General features: G+C 53.9%; 15 protein-coding genes and 2 pseudogenes. 8 read left to right on the top strand and 9 right to left on the bottom strand.

All coding sequences use genetic code 11. The features are described from left to right. Window positions 1–310 precede the first annotated feature (310 nt). On the bottom strand, window positions 311–2,026 hold the full coding sequence (locus IAE36_RS13185; protein ID WP_201212825.1) for a DUF6119 family protein: 1,716 nt from the start codon (window positions 2,024–2,026) through the stop codon (window positions 311–313). A gap of 352 nt (window positions 2,027–2,378) precedes the next feature. Between IAE36_RS13185 and IAE36_RS13180 the strand changes: the two genes are divergently transcribed. The 4 genes from IAE36_RS13180 (at window position 2,379) to IAE36_RS13165 (ending at window position 9,993) form a co-directional block, all read left to right on the top strand. Next, complete coding sequence (locus IAE36_RS13180; RefSeq protein ID WP_201212824.1) at window positions 2,379–4,793, top strand: type I restriction-modification system subunit M; 2,415 nt, start codon at window positions 2,379–2,381, stop codon at window positions 4,791–4,793. Then, on the top strand, window positions 4,784–6,028 hold the full coding sequence (locus IAE36_RS13175) for a restriction endonuclease subunit S (RefSeq protein ID WP_201212822.1): 1,245 nt from the start codon (window positions 4,784–4,786) through the stop codon (window positions 6,026–6,028). Before IAE36_RS13180 ends, IAE36_RS13175 begins: the two co-directional genes overlap by 10 nt. Window positions 6,029–6,160: 132 nt before the next feature. Further along, window positions 6,161–9,277 carry a type I restriction endonuclease subunit R gene (locus tag IAE36_RS13170; protein ID WP_201212820.1) on the top strand — a complete coding sequence of 1,039 codons (3,117 nt, stop codon included), beginning with the start codon at window positions 6,161–6,163 and terminating at the stop codon, window positions 9,275–9,277. Beyond that, entirely contained in the window at window positions 9,277–9,993 is a 717-nt protein-coding gene (locus IAE36_RS13165) for a M48 family metallopeptidase (protein ID WP_201212819.1), read from the top strand. Before IAE36_RS13170 ends, IAE36_RS13165 begins: the two co-directional genes overlap by 1 nt. A 100-nt stretch (window positions 9,994–10,093) precedes the next feature. Here IAE36_RS13165 and IAE36_RS13160 read toward each other — a convergent pair whose 3' ends face one another. From IAE36_RS13160 to tnpB (IAE36_RS13145), 5 genes and pseudogenes are all read right to left on the bottom strand, one after another. Next, window positions 10,094–10,387, bottom strand: a complete 294-nt coding sequence (locus IAE36_RS13160; RefSeq protein ID WP_201212817.1) for a hypothetical protein — start codon at window positions 10,385–10,387, stop codon at window positions 10,094–10,096. Further along, window positions 10,384–10,494, bottom strand: a pseudogene (locus tag IAE36_RS23675) (integrase domain-containing protein); the annotation flags it as partial. The pseudogene IAE36_RS23675 and the gene IAE36_RS13160, both read right to left, overlap by 4 nt. A 47-nt stretch (window positions 10,495–10,541) precedes the next feature. After that, entirely contained in the window at window positions 10,542–10,802 is a 261-nt protein-coding gene (locus tag IAE36_RS13155) for a DUF6429 family protein (protein ID WP_201161897.1), read from the bottom strand. Window positions 10,803–10,854: 52 nt separating this feature from the next. Beyond that, window positions 10,855–12,387 carry an IS66 family transposase gene (gene tnpC / locus IAE36_RS13150; RefSeq protein ID WP_201212815.1) on the bottom strand — a complete coding sequence of 511 codons (1,533 nt, stop codon included), beginning with the start codon at window positions 12,385–12,387 and terminating at the stop codon, window positions 10,855–10,857. 18 nt (window positions 12,388–12,405) lie between these two features. Then, window positions 12,406–12,765, bottom strand: coding sequence for an IS66 family insertion sequence element accessory protein TnpB (gene tnpB, locus IAE36_RS13145; protein WP_236408872.1), 360 nt, complete (start codon window positions 12,763–12,765; stop codon window positions 12,406–12,408). An 85-nt stretch (window positions 12,766–12,850) separates the two neighbouring features. On the opposite strand from tnpB (IAE36_RS13145), the pseudogene IAE36_RS13140 reads away from it, so the two are divergent. After that, a pseudogene (locus IAE36_RS13140) lies at window positions 12,851–13,288 on the top strand (hypothetical protein); the annotation flags it as partial. On the opposite strand, the gene IAE36_RS13135 reads toward IAE36_RS13140, so the two are convergent. Together IAE36_RS13135 and IAE36_RS13130 are read right to left on the bottom strand one after the other, a co-directional pair. Further along, window positions 13,266–13,490, bottom strand: a complete 225-nt coding sequence (locus IAE36_RS13135; RefSeq protein ID WP_201212814.1) for a hypothetical protein — start codon at window positions 13,488–13,490, stop codon at window positions 13,266–13,268. The pseudogene IAE36_RS13140 and the gene IAE36_RS13135 overlap by 23 nt on opposite strands. A gap of 74 nt (window positions 13,491–13,564) precedes the next feature. Beyond that, window positions 13,565–14,323 carry a hypothetical protein gene (locus IAE36_RS13130; protein WP_201212812.1) on the bottom strand — a complete coding sequence of 253 codons (759 nt, stop codon included), beginning with the start codon at window positions 14,321–14,323 and terminating at the stop codon, window positions 13,565–13,567. Window positions 14,324–14,438: 115 nt separating this feature from the next. On the opposite strand from IAE36_RS13130, the gene IAE36_RS13125 reads away from it, so the two are divergent. Next, a complete protein-coding gene (locus IAE36_RS13125) occupies window positions 14,439–14,951 on the top strand; it encodes a hypothetical protein (RefSeq protein WP_201212944.1) in 513 nt (170 codons plus the stop codon). A 386-nt stretch (window positions 14,952–15,337) separates the two neighbouring features. Here IAE36_RS13125 and IAE36_RS13120 read toward each other — a convergent pair whose 3' ends face one another. After that, window positions 15,338–15,979, bottom strand: a complete 642-nt coding sequence (locus tag IAE36_RS13120) for a hypothetical protein (RefSeq protein WP_201212810.1) — start codon at window positions 15,977–15,979, stop codon at window positions 15,338–15,340. Window positions 15,980–16,161: 182 nt separating this feature from the next. Here IAE36_RS13120 and IAE36_RS13115 point away from each other — a divergent pair, with 182 nt between their 5' ends. Together IAE36_RS13115 and tnpB (IAE36_RS13110) are read left to right on the top strand one after the other, a co-directional pair. Continuing rightward, entirely contained in the window at window positions 16,162–16,626 is a 465-nt protein-coding gene (locus IAE36_RS13115; RefSeq protein WP_201212808.1) for a hypothetical protein, read from the top strand. Window positions 16,627–16,707: 81 nt separating this feature from the next. Next, window positions 16,708–17,067 carry an IS66 family insertion sequence element accessory protein TnpB gene (gene tnpB / locus IAE36_RS13110; protein WP_054913089.1) on the top strand — a complete coding sequence of 120 codons (360 nt, stop codon included), beginning with the start codon at window positions 16,708–16,710 and terminating at the stop codon, window positions 17,065–17,067. The last annotated feature ends 155 nt before the right edge of the window (window positions 17,068–17,222 follow it).

Below are 17,222 nucleotides of genomic sequence, written 5' to 3'. Positions count from 1 at the left end.
GGTGCAAGGGGTCGAGTGTTCGAATCACTCCGTCCCGACCATTATTGAAAACGAGAAAGCCACCTTTGGGTGGCTTTTTGTTGTTTGGAGTTTTTGTAAGTGGACGAGTTGGGAGGATTATCTTCGCGTATTGGTCGGTTTGAGGCGGTTCCGCATCGCCGGGGTAATTTGAATCAGCTGAGTAAGATAATGATTTATATGGCTAATATCTGTTTTTATTTGTGGTTGGAATACTATTTGGAATACCGTGAAAAATTGCATTTCACTTGACCACCCGTTTTGGTGAGGGTAAGGCCCAATAGTGAAGGGGTTAAGGTGCAACAGGGCGTTTAAGGGTGCTAGAGGTCGGCTTTTTTGCCTTAATCGTAGGTTTTTTTGATTTGGCCTTTTTCACCGGAGGCTTGGGCGTCAATTTTTCGATGATTTCCTTACGGATATTCATGCCAGTGCGTCTAAGCCTATCGCAAGCGGCCATCAAACTGACCTTACTGAAAAACGGAATGCCAATAGTGCCGTCAACATACCTGTGACGCAGGATCCCATAAACAACAGTGTACTCGCCCCGATCCACTTCACGCTTGCGCCCGTCCGGAAGGGTTCCGACGAAGGCAGATCCCCCTTTCGTCGCCGCGACCGTATCCTTTAGCTTTCGGCGAAACTCGCTGTCGGCAACAAAAGCCTCAGCACTGACGACACCCTGCATCCACAAGTGACTGATCGGCCCAGATGACTCCCCATCTTTAAGGTGAATGAAGTATTTATCATTTGAATAGAAGTCGCAGGGCTCCAGGTTGGCGGCGACAACGCCTTCCGGATTGATTTTTGTACGATCAAGCTTGATCAGATCTGACCGATTTTTTAACAAGTCTTCGATTAGCTCTTCTTCGTTCAGGCAGTGGGTCGACCCGATGACGGCGATGTCCTCAATGCTGTCAAAGTGCTCATCGACCCTGTCCTTAAATTTTTTCGAGATTTTGTACCATTTGCCTGCGAACAATACGTAGTTTGTAGGCGTTGGTGTAGGCAGGGTCGCCTCCCAATTGAGGCAATCATAAACCTTCCATCCGGGCTCAATAGCACCGGTCTTCAGGTTTTCAGTGCGGATTTTGTGAGAAGCTTTTATTTCCTGAATCGTGTGTGTGCAACCCAGTCGATTAAGCTCGGCTGCGTAGTCCTCGATCGAAAGCTTAGTGAATTCAGGCTTGCGGCTGTTGAAGCCCGAATATTGGAGGGCAGCCCCCTCAACGTAGTTTTGGATTTCCGGAGGGGACATATGCAGCAGGCTGTTTGATCCGCTCCGGATGGCTTGAATTTCCTGGAAGAGAAGTCTGTCCAAGCGTCTAAGGCGAGATGGGTTAGTCTCAACTTTGACATTGTCAAACCAAGCATAGTCTTTCCTATATGCCTTAGATTTGAAGGCGTTCAGGATCTCGATGCACTTGCTGTGGAACTGCGACGGCGTGAGTGGAGCATCCAGGCTGAGGGCATCTTTTCCTGCAACGAATTTGGCGAAAGCGTCGTCTTCGGGTTTGCCTCCTGCAACCCTTGCGAGATCTCGCAGGGTGTCTACCCCGAATTGACTAAAGTCGGAAAGCTTACTGGCTTGAACCCGTCGCTGAAACGTGACCGCATCTGGAGTAGCGAGGTCGAGACTCAGAAGACTCCCTCGTCTTACAGTATTTAAGGCAACCTTCAGCCCGAATTGATGCACGAATGCATCCTCGTTCAGCGCGATATGTGCATATCCAAAGCACAGCGCCATCCACCTCTGCTCAACGCTCAAGAACAAAATCGCCGCTGAACCGCTTGAATGCAGCGAGTCGAAAGGATCGCTGACAAAGCCCTGAAGGAGGCTCAGCCACTCCGGTACGGTGTCGTAGACCTGGCCGTAGTAGACGATACCTTCGCCGTCGCCATCCCAGTCCTGATCTTTCAGCGCTCGCGTGCCACCTGGTCCATAGGTGGAGCTGATCGCATCTGCCGGCGTTTTTTTAGGCTTGAGTAACCTGACGGTGATCGAGTTCACAGCGTTCCGTGCCATCTTGGATCTCTACTAAGCGCCAATGCCGATATCTTGCGGTGGATCAGATTCTGATCGCCGTGATGGCTAATTGCAATGCATTTTCATGTGTGTTGACTTCCTGCCTGCTCTCGACCACTAGAGAGATGGAGATCTCGATCCTTACGGGGGAAGAAATGGATATAATCGTGCCCATTCTTGAGCAGGCAGTCGGAATCCGATCACTCCGTGAAAGCCCTCCCGCCTTGTAGCCACCCTTTCGACGGTACGGCTGTTACTGCTCCCGCGAAAATGACGAACTGATATGCCACCAGGCCCTGCCTGGTGATTCAAAAAGCTACGGAAAAATCCAGTACTCATGGCCATCAAAAAATCAGAGCTCTACTCCTCCTTATGGTCTTCCTGCGACGAGTTGCGCGGTAGCATGGACCCGAGCCAATACAAGGACTACGTATTGGTACTGTTGTTTATCAAGTACGTCAGCGATAAATATGCTGGACAAACCTTTGCGCCTATCACCATCCCAGCCGGTGCTAGTTTTGCCGATATGGTCGCGCTCAAGGGCAAACCGGATATCGGTGACCAGATCAACAAGAAGATCATCGCGCCTCTTGCCAGTGCGAACAAACTGTCCGACTTGCCGGACTTCGACGACTCCAACAAGCTCGGCACCGGTCAAGAAAAGGTAGAGCGTCTCACCAACCTGATCGCTATCTTCCAGAATCCGGCGCTCGACTTCTCAAAGAACCGTGCCGCTCACGATGACATTCTGGGCGATGCGTACGAATTCCTTATGCAACACTTCGCCAAGGATTCGGGAAAGAGCAAGGGCCAGTTTTACACTCCCGCGGAGGTGAGTAAGGTAATCGCCAAAATAATCGGCATCGGGCAGGCACAAACCAGCAGCGATACCAGCGTGTATGACCCGACCTGTGGCTCGGGGTCGCTGCTGCTCAAGGTCGCCGACGAAGCCGGAACGCCTGTTACCCTTTACGGTCAGGAGAAAGACTCGGCCACCAGTGGCTTGGCGCGCATGAACATGATTCTGCACGACAACCCCACGGCGCTGATCGCTCAGGGCAACACCCTGACCAACCCGGCCTTCACGCTTAAAGTGGGCAATTATGACCTGCTCAAGAACTTCGACTATGTCGTGGCCAACCCACCGTTTTCAGACAAGCGCTGGAGCACAGGGCTGGATCCGCTCAACGATCCTTACAATCGTTTCGAAACCTTCGGTGTGCCGCCGTCCAAGCAGGGTGACTACGCCTATTTGCTACACATCATCCGCTCGCTTAAAAGCGAGGGTAAAGCCGCCTGCATTCTGCCGCACGGCGTGTTGTTTCGCGGTAATGCTGAGGCCGAGATCCGCCGTAATCTCGTTCGTCACGGCTATATCAAAGGCATCATCGGTCTGCCGGCCAACCTGTTCTACGGCACCGGCATCCCGGCCTGCATCATCGTTATCGACAAGGAATACGCGACGGGACGCAAGGGCATCTTCATGCTCGACGCTAGCGCTGGCTTCATCAAGGACGGTCCCAAGAATCGCTTGCGCGAACAAGATGTTCACAAAATTGTCGACACCTTCACCCGTCAGGACGACCGCGAGCCGCGTTACGCCCGCATGGTGGGTTTTGAGGAAATAGAGAAGAACGACTACAACCTCAACCTGCCGCGCTATATCGACAGCGCCCAAGCCGAAGACAAGCAGGACATCGAAGGCCATCTCAAGGGTGGTATTCCGGCCGCGGATATTGAGGCACTGGCCGGTTACTGGGCGGTGTGTCCGCAGCTCAAGGCCGCGCTGTTCACCGCCAACCGCCCTGGCTACTTTGATTTGTCCGTGGGTAAGGTCGATATTAAAACCTGCATCTATGGACACCCGCAATTCGTCGACTTTATCACTGGCATGGCCGAGCATTTTGGCAAGTGGAACGATCAAACCGCGAGAATGCTCAAGGCGCTGCAACCGGGTTTCCATCCCAAGCAGTTGATTCATGAGGTTGCTGAAAGCCTGCTACAGCACTACCAGGGCAAGCCGCTGATCGACGCCTATGACGTCTATCAGCACCTGATGGATTACTGGGCCGAAGTGATGCAGGACGATGCCTATCTGATCTCAGCCGATGGCTGGAAGGCCGAGACGTATCGCGTTATTGAGAAGGACAAGAAGGGCAAGGAAAAGGACAAAGGCTGGGCCTGTGACCTGCTGCCCAAGCACCTGATCGTCGCCCGCTACTTCGCTGCCGAGCAGGCGAGCATCGACCAGACCAGCTCCGACCTGGAAGCAACCAGTGCCGCCCTTGCCGAGCTGGAGGAAGAACATAGCGGTGAGGAAGGCGCGTTCGCTGATATCGAAAAGATCAACGCAGCCACCGTAAAAGAGCGTATCAAGGACGTCGGTAAGGATGCCGCCGAGGAACTGGCCGTGCTCAAGCAATGGCAGTCGCTGGCGGCTCAAGAAATTGCGATGAAAAAAAAGCTCAAGGAGCTGGAGGTGGATCTGGACGAAAAGGCGTATGCCAAATATCCGGACCTGAATCAGGATGAAGCGCAAATCAAGCGACTGGCCGTAGACGACAAATGGCTGGCCAGTCTACAAGCCGCCATCAGTGGCGAGATGGATCGTGTCAGCCAAACGTTGACCATACGCGTGAAGGAGCTGGCTGAGCGTTATGAAGCCCCGTTGCCACAATTGACTCAGCGCGTTAGCGAGCTGGAAGCCAAGGTCGCCGAACATCTGCAGAAGATGGGGTTCGTATGGAGCTGAAGCCGGGGTATAAACAGTCTGAAGTAGGGGTGATACCAGAGGATTGGAGTGCCTCTACTGTGGGTGAGGAGTTCCATATCCAGCTCGGAAAAATGCTCGACGCAGAAAAAAACGTTGGTATTTCAAAGCCTTTTTTGGGGAATCGTGCCGTGCAGTGGGGTCGAATCGACGTCACAGATATTGGTTTAATCAAGCTTGCTCCATCGGATCTCCAGCGATTCCGGCTTCGTGATGGTGACTTGTTGGTGTGTGAGGGAGGGGAAGTTGGCCGATCAGCAATATGGTGCCAGTCTTTAGATGAATGCTATTACCAGAAAGCCTTGCATCGTCTTCGGCCGAAGAAAGGATTTAACGTCCCTTTTATGCAGAATATTTTGCATAAATATTCGGTTGAGGGATTGCTTCAAAACTACGTGACTCAAACAAGTATCGCTCACCTCCCGAAGGACAAATTTGAGACTCTTCCAGTTCCTGTGCCTCCTCCCGTCGAACAACAAGCCATCGCCGAAGCCTTGAGCAATGCGGATGCATTGATCGAATCAATAGATCAACTGCTGACCAAAAAACGCCAGATAAAGCAAGGTGCGATGCAGGAACTGCTTACCGGCCAGCGCCGTCTGCCTGGGTTTAGTGGTGAGTGGGAGAAAAAGTCTGTTGGGGACGTTGCTGATGTTAAGACAGGTCCCTTTGGTTCATCTCTGCATGAAAGTGACTACGTGCAGTCTGGCACTCCTATTATCACTGTAGAGCACTTGGGCGAATTTGGGGTGACGCACCAAAATCTCCCGCTGGTATCCGATGAGGATCGAGAGCGTCTGGGTGCCTACTCTTTGAAAGCCGGGGATATTGTTTTCAGTCGGGTTGGCTCGGTTGATCGGAACGCTCTAATTCGTGAAGAACAAGATGGTTGGCTGTTTTCAGGGCGACTTCTCCGTGTTCGGCCTATTCATAGAATTGTGCATTCCCCATATTTGAGTTTTCAGTTCCATACTTGGCAGTTCAAGAGCGCGGTGCTCAAAGTTGCTGTGGGGCAAACAATGGCTTCCCTTAATACGCAGATTCTTAAGGCGCTATATGTGGATGTCCCAGATATCGCTGAACAAATCGCTATAGCGACTGTTCTCTCTGAGATGGATGACGATATCGTCAATTTTGAAACCCAACTCCAAAAAGCCCGCCATCTCAAACAAGGTATGATGCAGGAACTCCTAACGGGAAGGATTCGATTGGTATGAGCGAACACCAACAGCGGGGAAGTAACTCAGCCTGAGCGCTGATGGCATCAGATATCATCTAAACAAGCTACGAATAGCCGGGGTGCCCCGGCATGTTTGCCCAACGAAAAGTGGACGCAGGGAAGTACTCAGATGACCGATATAGGCAAAGCCGAACGTGTGACACAGAACCGTGTGGCCAAGCTATTTGTTGAGGAGTTGGGCTACAAGCATCTCGGCGACTGGGCGGAGCGCGCCAACAACAGCAATGTCGAAGAGGGTTTGCTCAGTGTCTATCTGAGCGGCGCGGAGTATAGCCAAGCGCAGATCAATGCCGTCCTGCACAAGCTCAACATTGAGGCTAACAAATCCGACCGCACGCTGTATCGCACCAATCAAGCTGTTTACCAGTTATTGCGCTACGGTGTGCCAGTGAAGACCGAAGTCGGCAAGATGACCGAGACGGTGCACCTGATCAACTGGGCCGAACCGCTTAAAAATGATTTCGCTATTGCCGAGGAGGTCACGCTCAAGGGCAAACTGGAGCGTCGGCCGGATATTGTGCTTTATGTGAACGGTATTGCTATTGGCGTACTGGAACTAAAAAACAGTCGCATCAGCATTGGTGACGGTATGCGCCAGAGCTTGTCCAATCAGCAACCGGAATTCAATGAGTGGTTCTTCAGTACGGTGCAGTTCGTCTTTGCTGGCAATGACTCGGAAGGTCTGCGTTATGGCACCACCGGTACTCAGGAAAAATACTTTCTGACGTGGAAGGAAGATGAGTCCGACAACAGCCGCTACAAGCTGGATAAATACCTGCTGAAAATCTGCAATAAGGCCCGGTTGATAGAGCTGGTGCACGACTTTGTGTTGTTCGACGGCGGTGTGAAGAAGTTGCCCCGAGTGCACCAGTACTTCGGCATTAAGGCTGCCCAGGAACATGTGAAGCAGCGCCAGGGCGGCATCATTTGGCACACCCAGGGCGCTGGTAAAAGCATTCTGATGGTGCTGCTGGCCAAGTGGATTCTGGAGAACAACCCGAACGCTCGTGTGGCCATCATCACCGACCGTGACGAGCTGGATAAGCAGATTGAAAGAGTGTTCCGGGATGCTGGAGAAACAATCTGCCGTACCGGCAGTGGCCAGGAGCTGATGCGTCAGCTCAGCCAGCCAAGTCCGCGTCTGCTGTGCTCGCTGGTGCACAAGTTTGGAGGCTCTACCAAAGGCAAAGATGACAAGGCCTTCGAGACATTTATCAAGGAGCTGCAGACCCAACCCAGCCAGACTTTGGGCGAGCTGTTCGTGTTTGTCGATGAGTGCCACCGGACTCAGGGCGGCCGGCTCAATCGAGTGATGAAGGCACTGATGCCCAATGCGGTGTTTATAGGCTTTACCGGCACGCCGTTGCTCAAGCAGGACAAGGCCACTAGTCTGGAAGTGTTTGGTGGTTACATTCATACCTACAAGTTCAGCGAGGCGGTGGAAGATGGCGTGGTGCTGGACCTGCTCTACGAAGCACGTGACATTGACACCAGGTTGGGGTCTTCAGAAAAAATTGACCAGTGGTTCGAGAACAGCACCAAGTCATTGAACAAGTGGCAAAAGGATGAACTGAAGCAGCAGTGGGGCACCATGCAGAATGTGCTCAGCTCCAAGTCGCGTATGGACCGCGTGGTGGCGGATATCATCTTTGATTTCAGCACCAAATCCCGTCTGTCCAGCCAGCGAGGCAATGCCATTTTCGTCGCCTCCAACATCTATGAGGCCTGCAAGTACTTCACGCTGTTCCAAAAGTCATTGTTCAAGAGCAAGTGCGCAGTCATCACGTCCTACAACCCGTTGGCCAAGGATGTGACTCTGGAAGAAACCGGCGCCAATACTGAAACAGACAAGCAGTTTATCTACAGCACCTACATGGACCTGCTGGAAGATGTACAGGCAAAACCCGGCATGTCCAAAACTGAAACCTATGAAGAACGGGCTAAGGCACTGTTTATCAAGGAGCCCGCCAACATGAGGCTGTTGGTGGTGGTGGACAAGTTGCTCACGGGCTTTGACGCGCCGCCGTGCAGCTATCTGTATATCGACAAGTCGATGCATGACCATGGCCTGTTTCAGGCTATCTGCCGGACCAACCGTCTGGATGGCGAGGACAAGGAATTTGGCTACATCGTTGACTACAAGGACCTGTTCAAGAGTGTGGAGAATGCCATCGCGGTATACACCTCCGAGCTGGATCATAGCGCTGGCGGAGTCGATCCAGAAGTGCTGTTGCACGATCGTCTAACGCAGGGCAAGGAGCGTCTGGCCGATGCCCTGGAAGTGCTGGCTCTGCTGTGTGAGCCGGTCGTTCCGCCAAAGGATGAGTTGGCGCATATTCACTACTTCTGCGGTAATACCGAGATAGCAGACGACCTGCAAAACCGCGAACCACAGCGAGTGGCCCTCTACAAGGCAGTAGTAGTGTTGCTGCGCGCGTATGCGAATCTGGCTGATGAGCTGGAAGCGGCGGGTTACAGTTCCGCGCAGATCGAAGAGATCAAGCGCAAGCTGGATCGGTACCTGGCGCTACGCGAGATCATCCGCAAGGCCAGCGGTGAGACTCTCGACATCAAGCCGTTCGAAGCGGACATGCGGCATCTCATCGACACCTATATCGAGGCCAGCGAACCGCGCAAGATTTCCCCCTTTGACAACATAGGGCTGCTGGACCTGATCGTAAAGACCGGTATTGGTGAGGCTATTGCTGAGAAGTTGGGAGAGATGAAAGGTAATCAGGGAGCAGTGGCCGAAACTATCGAAAACAACGTTCGTAGCAAGATCATCAAGGAAAACCTGACTGACCCAGCCTATTTCGCGAAAATGTCAGCGCTGCTCGATGAAATTATCAAGCTCCGCAAGGAAAAGGCCATCGAGTACGAGGAGTACCTCAAGCGTATTGGTGAGCTGGCGGCTAAAGTCCAAGCTGGAAAGTCCAAGGACACACCGGAAACACTGAACACCCCTGGCAAGCTAGCGCTCTACAACAACTTGACGCCAAAGAACTCAGTGTCCGAGCCGGCAATGCCCTATGGCGAGTCTACTGGGGACGCTGTTTTGGATTTGGTACTGAAGATCGACAAAGCGGTGAAGCAGGCGCGACCGGATGGCTGGCGTGGTGTGCAGGCCAAGGAAATGATGGTCAAGCAGGCTATGCACAAGGTGTTGAACAATGAGGAAGAGGTCGAGCGTCTGTTTCCAATCATTGTTGCTCACCAGGAGTACTGATGTCCGAGCATATTCAGCTCGGTGATATCCGAGTCGAGGTTCAAAGAAAAAATAATAAGCACGCGCACCTGTACGTCTATCCGCCGGAAGGTCGGGTGCATATTTCCGCGCCTCTGCACATGGGACTGGACGCTCTGCGAGCGTTCGCTATTTCTCGGCTGAGCTGGATCAAGGCACAGCAGCGGCAAATGCGTGCCCAACCCCGCGAGACGGAACGTGAGTATCTGAACCGAGAAAGTCATCAGGTGTGGGGCATGCGCTACCTGCTAGAGGTGATCGAAGTAGACGCCGTGCCAATGGTCGAGCTGAAGCATTCCGTGTTGGTGTTGCAGATACGACCAGGTAGTGACGAAGCACGCCGAGAAGTGTTGCTGGAAAGCTGGTATCGCCAACAGCTCCGGGCGAAGCTGCCTGCGCTTCTGGGCAAGTGGCAGCCTCTGATGGGGGTTAACGTCCAGCGCATCTTGGTGCAACGGATGAAAACCCGCTGGGGAAGTTGCAACCCGAGCACCGGCAATATTCGGCTGAACACCGAGTTGGCGAAAAAGCCGCCGGAGTGTTTGGAATACATCCTAATACATGAGCTTGCACACCTGATCGAACCAACCCACAACAATCGGTTTCTAGCGTTGATGGATAAATTCATGCCCCACTGGCGGCAAATCAAGGACGAACTGAACCGTTTACCGGTTCGACATGAAGAGTGGGATCACTGATGGATTTAAAATAAGGCTGCGCCTGCCAAGTTCTACCTTGAGTGAGACCTTTACACGTCAGGGTTAATATTCAGGCCGCAGCCAATAGGTACCGACGACGTCAGTTAAGCCAATAGGTTCCCGTATCAACATGTCGACCATGCCCCATCCGCTTCCAGATTAGCAGGGCGGTGAGTCGATAATAGTACCGGGTCGCTTCGGAACGTTCCTCCAAGTAGTGAGTGAAAAACCAGCGCACATGCTTGAGCTGCCAGGTCCAGGGGTTATCTCGCTGCCATCGCTGTTGAATGGCCGCTTGCATGATTTGGGCTTGCCGTAGGTGGCGTTGTTGCGTGACCTTCGAGCCGGTCAGTACGCAGCTCAGGAACAGCGCCATATCGAAGGTTTTGGTCACGCACGACCTCCAATGTAGGCCGAAACGACATCTATCCGGTTATGCCCGAGCTCAAGGCTGATTTGTTGGCGCGCCTGTCGATCGAGGTCGCGGTCAATGCGATAGCACTGTAAGCGATCCATGAACCCCACCCCTTACATGAAGGACGGGAAAATCAGGTATTCGAGTCGGGCGCCTGCCCCGCTTGAGCCCTTAACCCAAACAACTGGTCAGCTAGCTGTCGGCCTTGCTCCAGTCCCTCCGCCGTCAACCAGATGGATTTGTTTCTGTTAACTGGATCACTGATCAAACCCCGCTCGTGCAGTCGATTCATGATCTCGAAGTCGAATCCTTTCCATGCGTTACCTTTGTCGGAGCTATAGGCTGCCAACAGGGCAAGCACTGCGTCTTCAATCAGCCTATCGTCGTATTCCATGGTCGTTACTCCGCTCTTGTTCTTCAAGGCTGACCCACAATGGGCAGAGCACTCAACGAGGTATTTTAGGCTTGCAATTCCACGGTAGCAGCGCTTCGTAGTCTTCCACTGAGCACGCCTGCGGCAGGCGTTCCAGTGCGTGGCGCAGCCACGCATAGGGCTCTTGGCCGTTGGCTTTTGCCGTCTCTACCAAGCTGTAAAGTTGTGCGCTGGCAGTAGCACCTTTGGGCGTGTCACTGAACAACCAGTTCTTTCTCCCGATGACAAACGGGCGGATCGCACGCTCGGCTGCGTTGTTGTCGATCGGTAAGCAGCCGTGCTCGACGTAGCGTTCCAACTTGCTCCAGTTGCTGGCCAAGTAGCCGATGGCCTTGCCCAAGGCATTCTGCGTCGTGACTTGAGGTTGCGTTTTTTCTACCCAGCTTTTCAGCTGAGCCAGCAATGGCAGGCTGCGCTCCATGCGGGCAGCCTTACGATCTTCATCGCTGCCGTCCCTAAGGTCGCGCTCGATGCCATAGAGCTTGTTAATCAAATTCAGGGCGATGTCTGCGCGCCCGGTTTTACCCTTGGGCTGCACTTTCTGCGCTTCGACGAACTTACGACGTGCGTGCGCCCAGCAGCCCAACCGCTCCACGCCGTCCTGTGCAGCCAGCGCGTTGTAACCGGCGTAGTCGTCGGTCATGACATAGCCGCGGTAGCCATCCAGCAGGCGCGTCGGCACCTCCTGCGCTCGGCTGGTGGTGTAGTCGAAAAGGATCACTGGCCGATCAGGTGGGCCGCCGGTTTGTACCCACATCCAGGATTGGCTACTGGGCTCACGGCCAGGCTCCTTCAACACCTGCACACGTGTTTCATCACAGTGGATGATCCGACCGCTCAACAGGCTTTCGCGCATCAGATTCAGCAGCGGTTGGAAGTGCTCGCTGCATTGAATCACCCAGCGTGCCAGGGTTTGGCGCGGGATATCGATACCGTGACGCCCCAACACTTTTTCGAAGCGATGAAGCGGTAGGCCGTCTACGTATTTGGTGGTCAGCAGCATGGCCAGCACACTAGGGCTAGCCATACTTTTCTCAATCACTTGGGCAGGCTTGTCCGCCGTTACGGGCGCTGACTCGCAGTCGCGGCAGCCATACACCTTGCGAACATGTTTGATGACGCGAATCTGCATCGGGACGATTTCAAGCTGTTCGCTGACCTCTTCACCAATGGCATGTTTGCGGCAGGCACAAGCGCACGTCAGCTCATGCTCGGGCAGTTCGTGGACAACCTCGATACGCGGCAAATCAGCCGGCAGTGGTTTGCATTTACCACGGCGCTTGGTCGGTGCAACGACTTCTTCGTCGCCAGCCTCATCCAAGGGTTCTGCCAGGCTTTCCGCTTCGTCGAAGAGCGGCAACTGTGGCGTTGCCGCATCGCCTGTCTGCTCGGTCTTGCGCCCGAACAGGCGCTGACGCAACAGCGCAACTTCCTCTTCGAGATGAACGATCTTGCCCTTGCCCGATGCGCGCTCGCTGATCATCTGCTCGAGCAATTGCTTGAGCAGAACAGGATCGTCAGGGAGGGTTTCGGGCATGGAAATCATGCCACGGATTATACCGAATCAGGCAACGAGGCGAGGGGTCAAAACCTGAAGCGGACGGTTACGCCAGAGATCGAAACCGTCGAGTAGCCAGTTCAGTTCCTGGACGGTCAGGACAATGACTTCGTCAGTGACATCGGGCGAGTTTTTGAAACGTTCGGACTCCAAGCGTTTGAGCCATAGGCAAAAGCCGTTGCGCTCCCAATACAGGATCTTCACCCGGTTGCGCGGCTTGTTGAGGAAGACGAAAAGCACCGGATCGAACACCGCCACTTTGATATCGAGTTCAACCAGCGCGGCCAGGCCATCGATGGATTTGCGGAAGTCGACGGGCTTGGGGTAGAGGTACACTTTTTCGACTTTAGCGTCGGGTCGCATCATGCTCGGTGAACTCCAGAAAGAAATCGGGAGCACAGCATCGGGGATCAGGTAAGCGCTTTGAATGTGGGGTTCATGGAGCGCTTACCGACCAGGGACTAAATAGGCCCTGCTGGAACTGATGGAGTGGGCTGGTATCGAGGAGCAGGGCGAGGCGCTGACGCTGATGATTCATCACATCGAGGCGCTCGGGCATCATGCACTGTTCAGGATCGCGCGCCACGAAATCGAAGCCCACCGATCTGTGGCGCGGCCTGAACCGCTGCGACTGTCAGCCAGAAAGCGAACTGGCGAGCACCTGCGCGCCATCTGCGGCTGGGCTGATGCCACCTATAGCCAGATGATCGAGGCGGTGATTCACGGCATCCACGCCCTGGGCCGGCTGCACGCGGCGAAGTTTCTCACCCTGCCGCGGCACGAGATCAGGATATCACCACGGCTGGCCCTGGCCTTCGACCGGAAGAGCATGCTGATGATTCAGCAGGATCCGGGCGACGAGGTAATCAACCCCTTGCAGTCCTGCTGACCTCAATACGGCGACTGAACGGCGGATAGATAGACATGCTGTCCTCAACCTCATACGAGGCCACGACGGCGCCATCTGCGTTGATTTCATCGTAGGTGTAAATATCGGTGTCTTCGCCGCGACGAGATCCTTTGGCATCCAACCCTGTTCTCACCAGGCGATGCCCCTCGGGAATAGGCATCTTCTCGAAGTGTGCTTCCATTTTGCTCCTCCTTGACCCGGCCCCATGCCGGTCACCTGTAGTAGCCCATTCCTGACCAGATTTCCAGCATGCACTTACTCTTTGGGCATGGCGGAGGCAGAGCTAGAACTCAAACTAGGCTTAGTCTGGTTTAGTGCATTTGCACCACGGCTATAAGAAATTACGGAGTGCACTCCGATGGTCAGCAAGACAAACAACATAACCACACAGATCCAGATAGACCATTTTTTTGTGCTTTTGTAAGCTGGCTCACCGAGTTTAACTGTTTCCCATTCGGACTTCAGTATTCCTCTTGAAATTGAGGTCATTTCGTCAGCAGCAGCATGGATTTTTTCCTTTAATTGAAGCCTTTTCTCCTTATCCTTGAGCGTATTTAATTCCGCCAACAGCGCCATGCAAGTATCGAATTTATTCTCAAACCTTACAAAGGTTGGCTCATCCGGCTTAAAGTGCAGACGAACATGAGCATAGCCTTGGTATATTTGCTGATTGAGTTCCCGTACAGCCGCAATACCTTCGCTCCACTTATCCTGGGCGATTTTGATTGCATCTTTTTTTGTTTCAGTGACTAATTGACTTTCGTCCTTTTGTGGCTCTTCTAGCTTCCATTCTGCGAACGTGTCGAACATATGCGAATTCATCACTGACAGAGTCGCGCGCGCATTTATGTTACCTATCAAGTCCGAAAGCGCCTTACGCACTGAGTCAGTCCATAATTGCCTATATTCGGACGTTTTGCTTTCTTTCTCGTTGACAAGTTTCACAATGCTAAGTGCAGCAGTTATGAATCCCGCAAGCGCCGTCAAAAACGCAGTTAACAAAATCTTATCCATCGTCGGTGCTCCGATCAGCTTCTTCCTTTGAAGCTGCGTATGAAACACCAAGACGAATCAAATTGCCACCATGCCGCCTCCGACCACGGAGGTCGGCGCATGCATGCAGAAAGCCATGAACGTCGAGACATCGACCGTCACCAAGTTGCTGATCACGGAGGCGCCAGACCTCGACCCGATCAGCGTCTACCTGGAAGACTTCGAGCCCTGCAAGGGAAAGATCACCGTCAGCTGCCATGACAAGACCTGGCACGCTTACTGGGGCGGCATGTGGGATGGCCTGAACATCGGCCAGTTCTTTTGCAAGCTGAACCCCGCGTACATCATTGGCTACTTCGACCGGCAGCTGAGTTCTCGCCGTTTCAGTGGTGAGGCCCTGGCCGACGAAGCGCGGAAGGCCATTGTACGAATGCGGCGTGAGCGGGATCTCGACGCAGAAGATGCCCGAAGCCTGCTCGACGAGGCCGAGGATGTTCGATACACCAGCTCGCTCGACGAGTGCGGCGGCGCCCACCGCGAGTTCATGCACCGAGTGTTTGGTGACGACTGGTGGAACCTGCCGGCTGACGCCATGGAGCCGAACCCGGACTGGGCCTACCTCTGCCGAATCATCGCGGCAGTTCAATAGGCCTTGGCGAAACAGTACCCCGTCGCCGCATGATCCCGCGCTGCCCTCCAGCCTCATCCCTTCCGGTATTTCTCAGGCGACCAGGCGCTGATGAAGACGATAACCCCGAAGATTAGAAGGTAAAGCCAGGGCTGGCTCGGGTATGAGAAAGCCCATACCTGGGCACTCACAAAAGCGGCGCCACCCACAACAAGGCGCTGCCGGCGGGTGAACTTACGCCTCAACGCTACCAGCTTTGTCTTCCATGCCATCACCACTCTCCTTGTTTAGTAAGCGACGAAGCATATCACTCGGCGCTGCCCGCCAGCGCCTTTCCCGCTCACGCGATGGACGCCTGCGAGGCTGGGATAGCCGTGCTGAATTCAAAGATTACAAATTGATTGACGCTATAAAGGCAATTTTTTCACAAAGCTGTAAGAACTATCCTGCTCGAACTCGCAAAATAATACAAACTTTTGCAGACCGGTTTTTCCGCTTACCTTGCGGTAACGGACTACAAACTCCGTTCTAGGATCGTAGATTGCATCTAATTTAAACTTGCGCTCACACCCCTTATGTAGTGGCTGAATATTCATATCAACTTCCTCTCCATCGCTCCTCACATAGGAGATGTTTACCTCATCACAGTATTCGCCCTGATTTGCTAGCACAAACCGGTCAAAATCCCCATCAATTTCCTCGGCTGCCCCCTTGAAGTCCAAATAGAGAATAGGCTCGAGTGAGCGCTCGTGATTTTCAAGCGCAAGCTGCTGGGCTTTAACCATTTCGACTTGCTGGAGCACGGATGCGTTTAGCTCGTGCGCCTGGAGTTTAAGCGCCTCCGTACCCTGACGAAGTTCTTCGCCTTGCTGAAAATATCCAAATACGAGCCAGGCAAGAGCTAGCGGCCCAAATGCACCAGCAAGAAAATCTCCGAGCTCGTTTAAGGAGAGACAGGAGAGTTCCTCCGCTCGAAAAAACGCCAGCAGTGCCAGGCCACAGAGATAGATAGCCGTGAACGCCACGGCCAGTTTGGTTCTAAGGCTCATCCTTCAGCTCCCTTCAACAAGTCGATTAATATACCGGCCCGGAAGATCCCATGCCCACAGAAAACCGATCCAGCAATACAGAGATGGTCAGCGTGCCGCCATAAATTGGCCTGGAGCCGCTGGTTGGACGTTACTACCCCGCCCAATGCCGCCGTTGCGGTTGGGTTGGTAGCTCCGGAGAGTTGACCGAGGACGATGCGCAGTGCACACGCGACATTGGCGATCGCCTGTGCCTGGGCGACTGCGATGAACTCGGCCGAGATGATCTGCTTGGTATCATTCAGGCGATGGCCAAGGCAGCCAAGCAACACCAGAGCGATCCAGTGGCGTGGATGGACCCGCGCTCACCCGGCATGCATGCCACGATCTCGAATGAGGTCAAGCAGCACAACACAGGCTTCGGCGGCGCGCCCGCATCGGCCGTCTCTGGCTACAGCATCCCGCTCTACACCCACCCAGCGCCAGCAGTTCGGCAAGAGCCTGTGGCGTGGCTGAACACCGCAAGTGGTGCAGTCACGGCAAGCCCGGTTCAGGTGATGGACTGGGATGACGAGTCTGAGCCGGTACAGGCGCTCTACACCCACGCTGACCCTGCCGAGGTTGAGCGGCTGCGCAAGAATCACCGTGAACATGCCGCTCGTTTGTAAGCGCTCAATGAACCCCACATTCAAAGCGATTACCTGATCCCCGATGCTGTGCTCCCGATTTCTTTCTGGAGCTCGCTCACCATGATGCGACCCGACGCCAAAGTCGAAAAAGTTTACCTCTATCCCAAGCCCGTCGACTTCCGAAAGTCCATCGATGGCCTGGCCGCGCTGGTCGAGCTCGATATCAAAGTGGCGGTGTTCGACCCGGTGCTTTTCGTCTTCCTCAACAAGCCGCGCAACCGCGTGAAGATCTTGTATTGGGAACGCAACGGCTTCTGCCTCTGGCTCAAACGCCTGGACTCCGAACGGTTCAAAACCTCACCCGATCCTACTGACGTGGCCATCGTACTGACCGTTCAGGAACTGAACTGGCTACTCGACGGCTTCGACCTCTGGCGCAACCGTCCGCATCAGGTTTTGACGCCTCGATACGTCGCCTGATTCGGTATAATCCGCGGCATGATTTCCATGCCCGAAACCCTCCCTGACGATCCTGTTCTGCTCAAGTAACTGCTTGAGCAGATGATCAACGAGCGCGCGTCCGACAAGGGCAAGATCGTTCATCTCGAAGAGGAAGTTGCGCTGTTGCGTCAGCG

It is taken from the genome of Pseudomonas sp. S36, assembly GCF_016647875.1.
In the GTDB taxonomy this organism is placed as follows: Bacteria; Pseudomonadota; Gammaproteobacteria; order Pseudomonadales; family Pseudomonadaceae; genus Aquipseudomonas; species Aquipseudomonas parafulva.
The sequence above is the reverse complement of the archived record's forward strand: the minus strand, read 5'-3'. Positions and strand labels throughout refer to the sequence as shown.

What these genes read in the sequence shown, in the direction of transcription:
- IAE36_RS13155 (WP_201161897.1), bottom strand. Translation starts at nt 10,802, where the DNA reads ATGGAATACGACGATAGGCTGATTGAAGACGCAGTGCTTGCCCTGTTG.
- IAE36_RS13175 (WP_201212822.1), top strand. Translation starts at nt 4,784, where the DNA reads ATGGAGCTGAAGCCGGGGTATAAACAGTCTGAAGTAGGGGTGATACCA.
- IAE36_RS13170 (WP_201212820.1), top strand. Translation starts at nt 6,161, where the DNA reads ATGACCGATATAGGCAAAGCCGAACGTGTGACACAGAACCGTGTGGCC.
- IAE36_RS13130 (WP_201212812.1), bottom strand. Translation starts at nt 14,323, where the DNA reads ATGGATAAGATTTTGTTAACTGCGTTTTTGACGGCGCTTGCGGGATTC.
- IAE36_RS13120 (WP_201212810.1), bottom strand. Translation starts at nt 15,979, where the DNA reads ATGAGCCTTAGAACCAAACTGGCCGTGGCGTTCACGGCTATCTATCTC.
- tnpC (WP_201212815.1), bottom strand. Translation starts at nt 12,387, where the DNA reads ATGATTTCCATGCCCGAAACCCTCCCTGACGATCCTGTTCTGCTCAAG.
- IAE36_RS13180 (WP_201212824.1), top strand. Translation starts at nt 2,379, where the DNA reads ATGGCCATCAAAAAATCAGAGCTCTACTCCTCCTTATGGTCTTCCTGC.
- tnpB (WP_054913089.1), top strand. Translation starts at nt 16,708, where the DNA reads ATGATGCGACCCGACGCCAAAGTCGAAAAAGTTTACCTCTATCCCAAG.
- IAE36_RS13135 (WP_201212814.1), bottom strand. Translation starts at nt 13,490, where the DNA reads ATGGAAGCACACTTCGAGAAGATGCCTATTCCCGAGGGGCATCGCCTG.
- tnpB (WP_236408872.1), bottom strand. Translation starts at nt 12,765, where the DNA reads ATGATGCGACCCGACGCTAAAGTCGAAAAAGTGTACCTCTACCCCAAG.
- IAE36_RS13165 (WP_201212819.1), top strand. Translation starts at nt 9,277, where the DNA reads ATGTCCGAGCATATTCAGCTCGGTGATATCCGAGTCGAGGTTCAAAGA.
- IAE36_RS13125 (WP_201212944.1), top strand. Translation starts at nt 14,439, where the DNA reads ATGAACGTCGAGACATCGACCGTCACCAAGTTGCTGATCACGGAGGCG.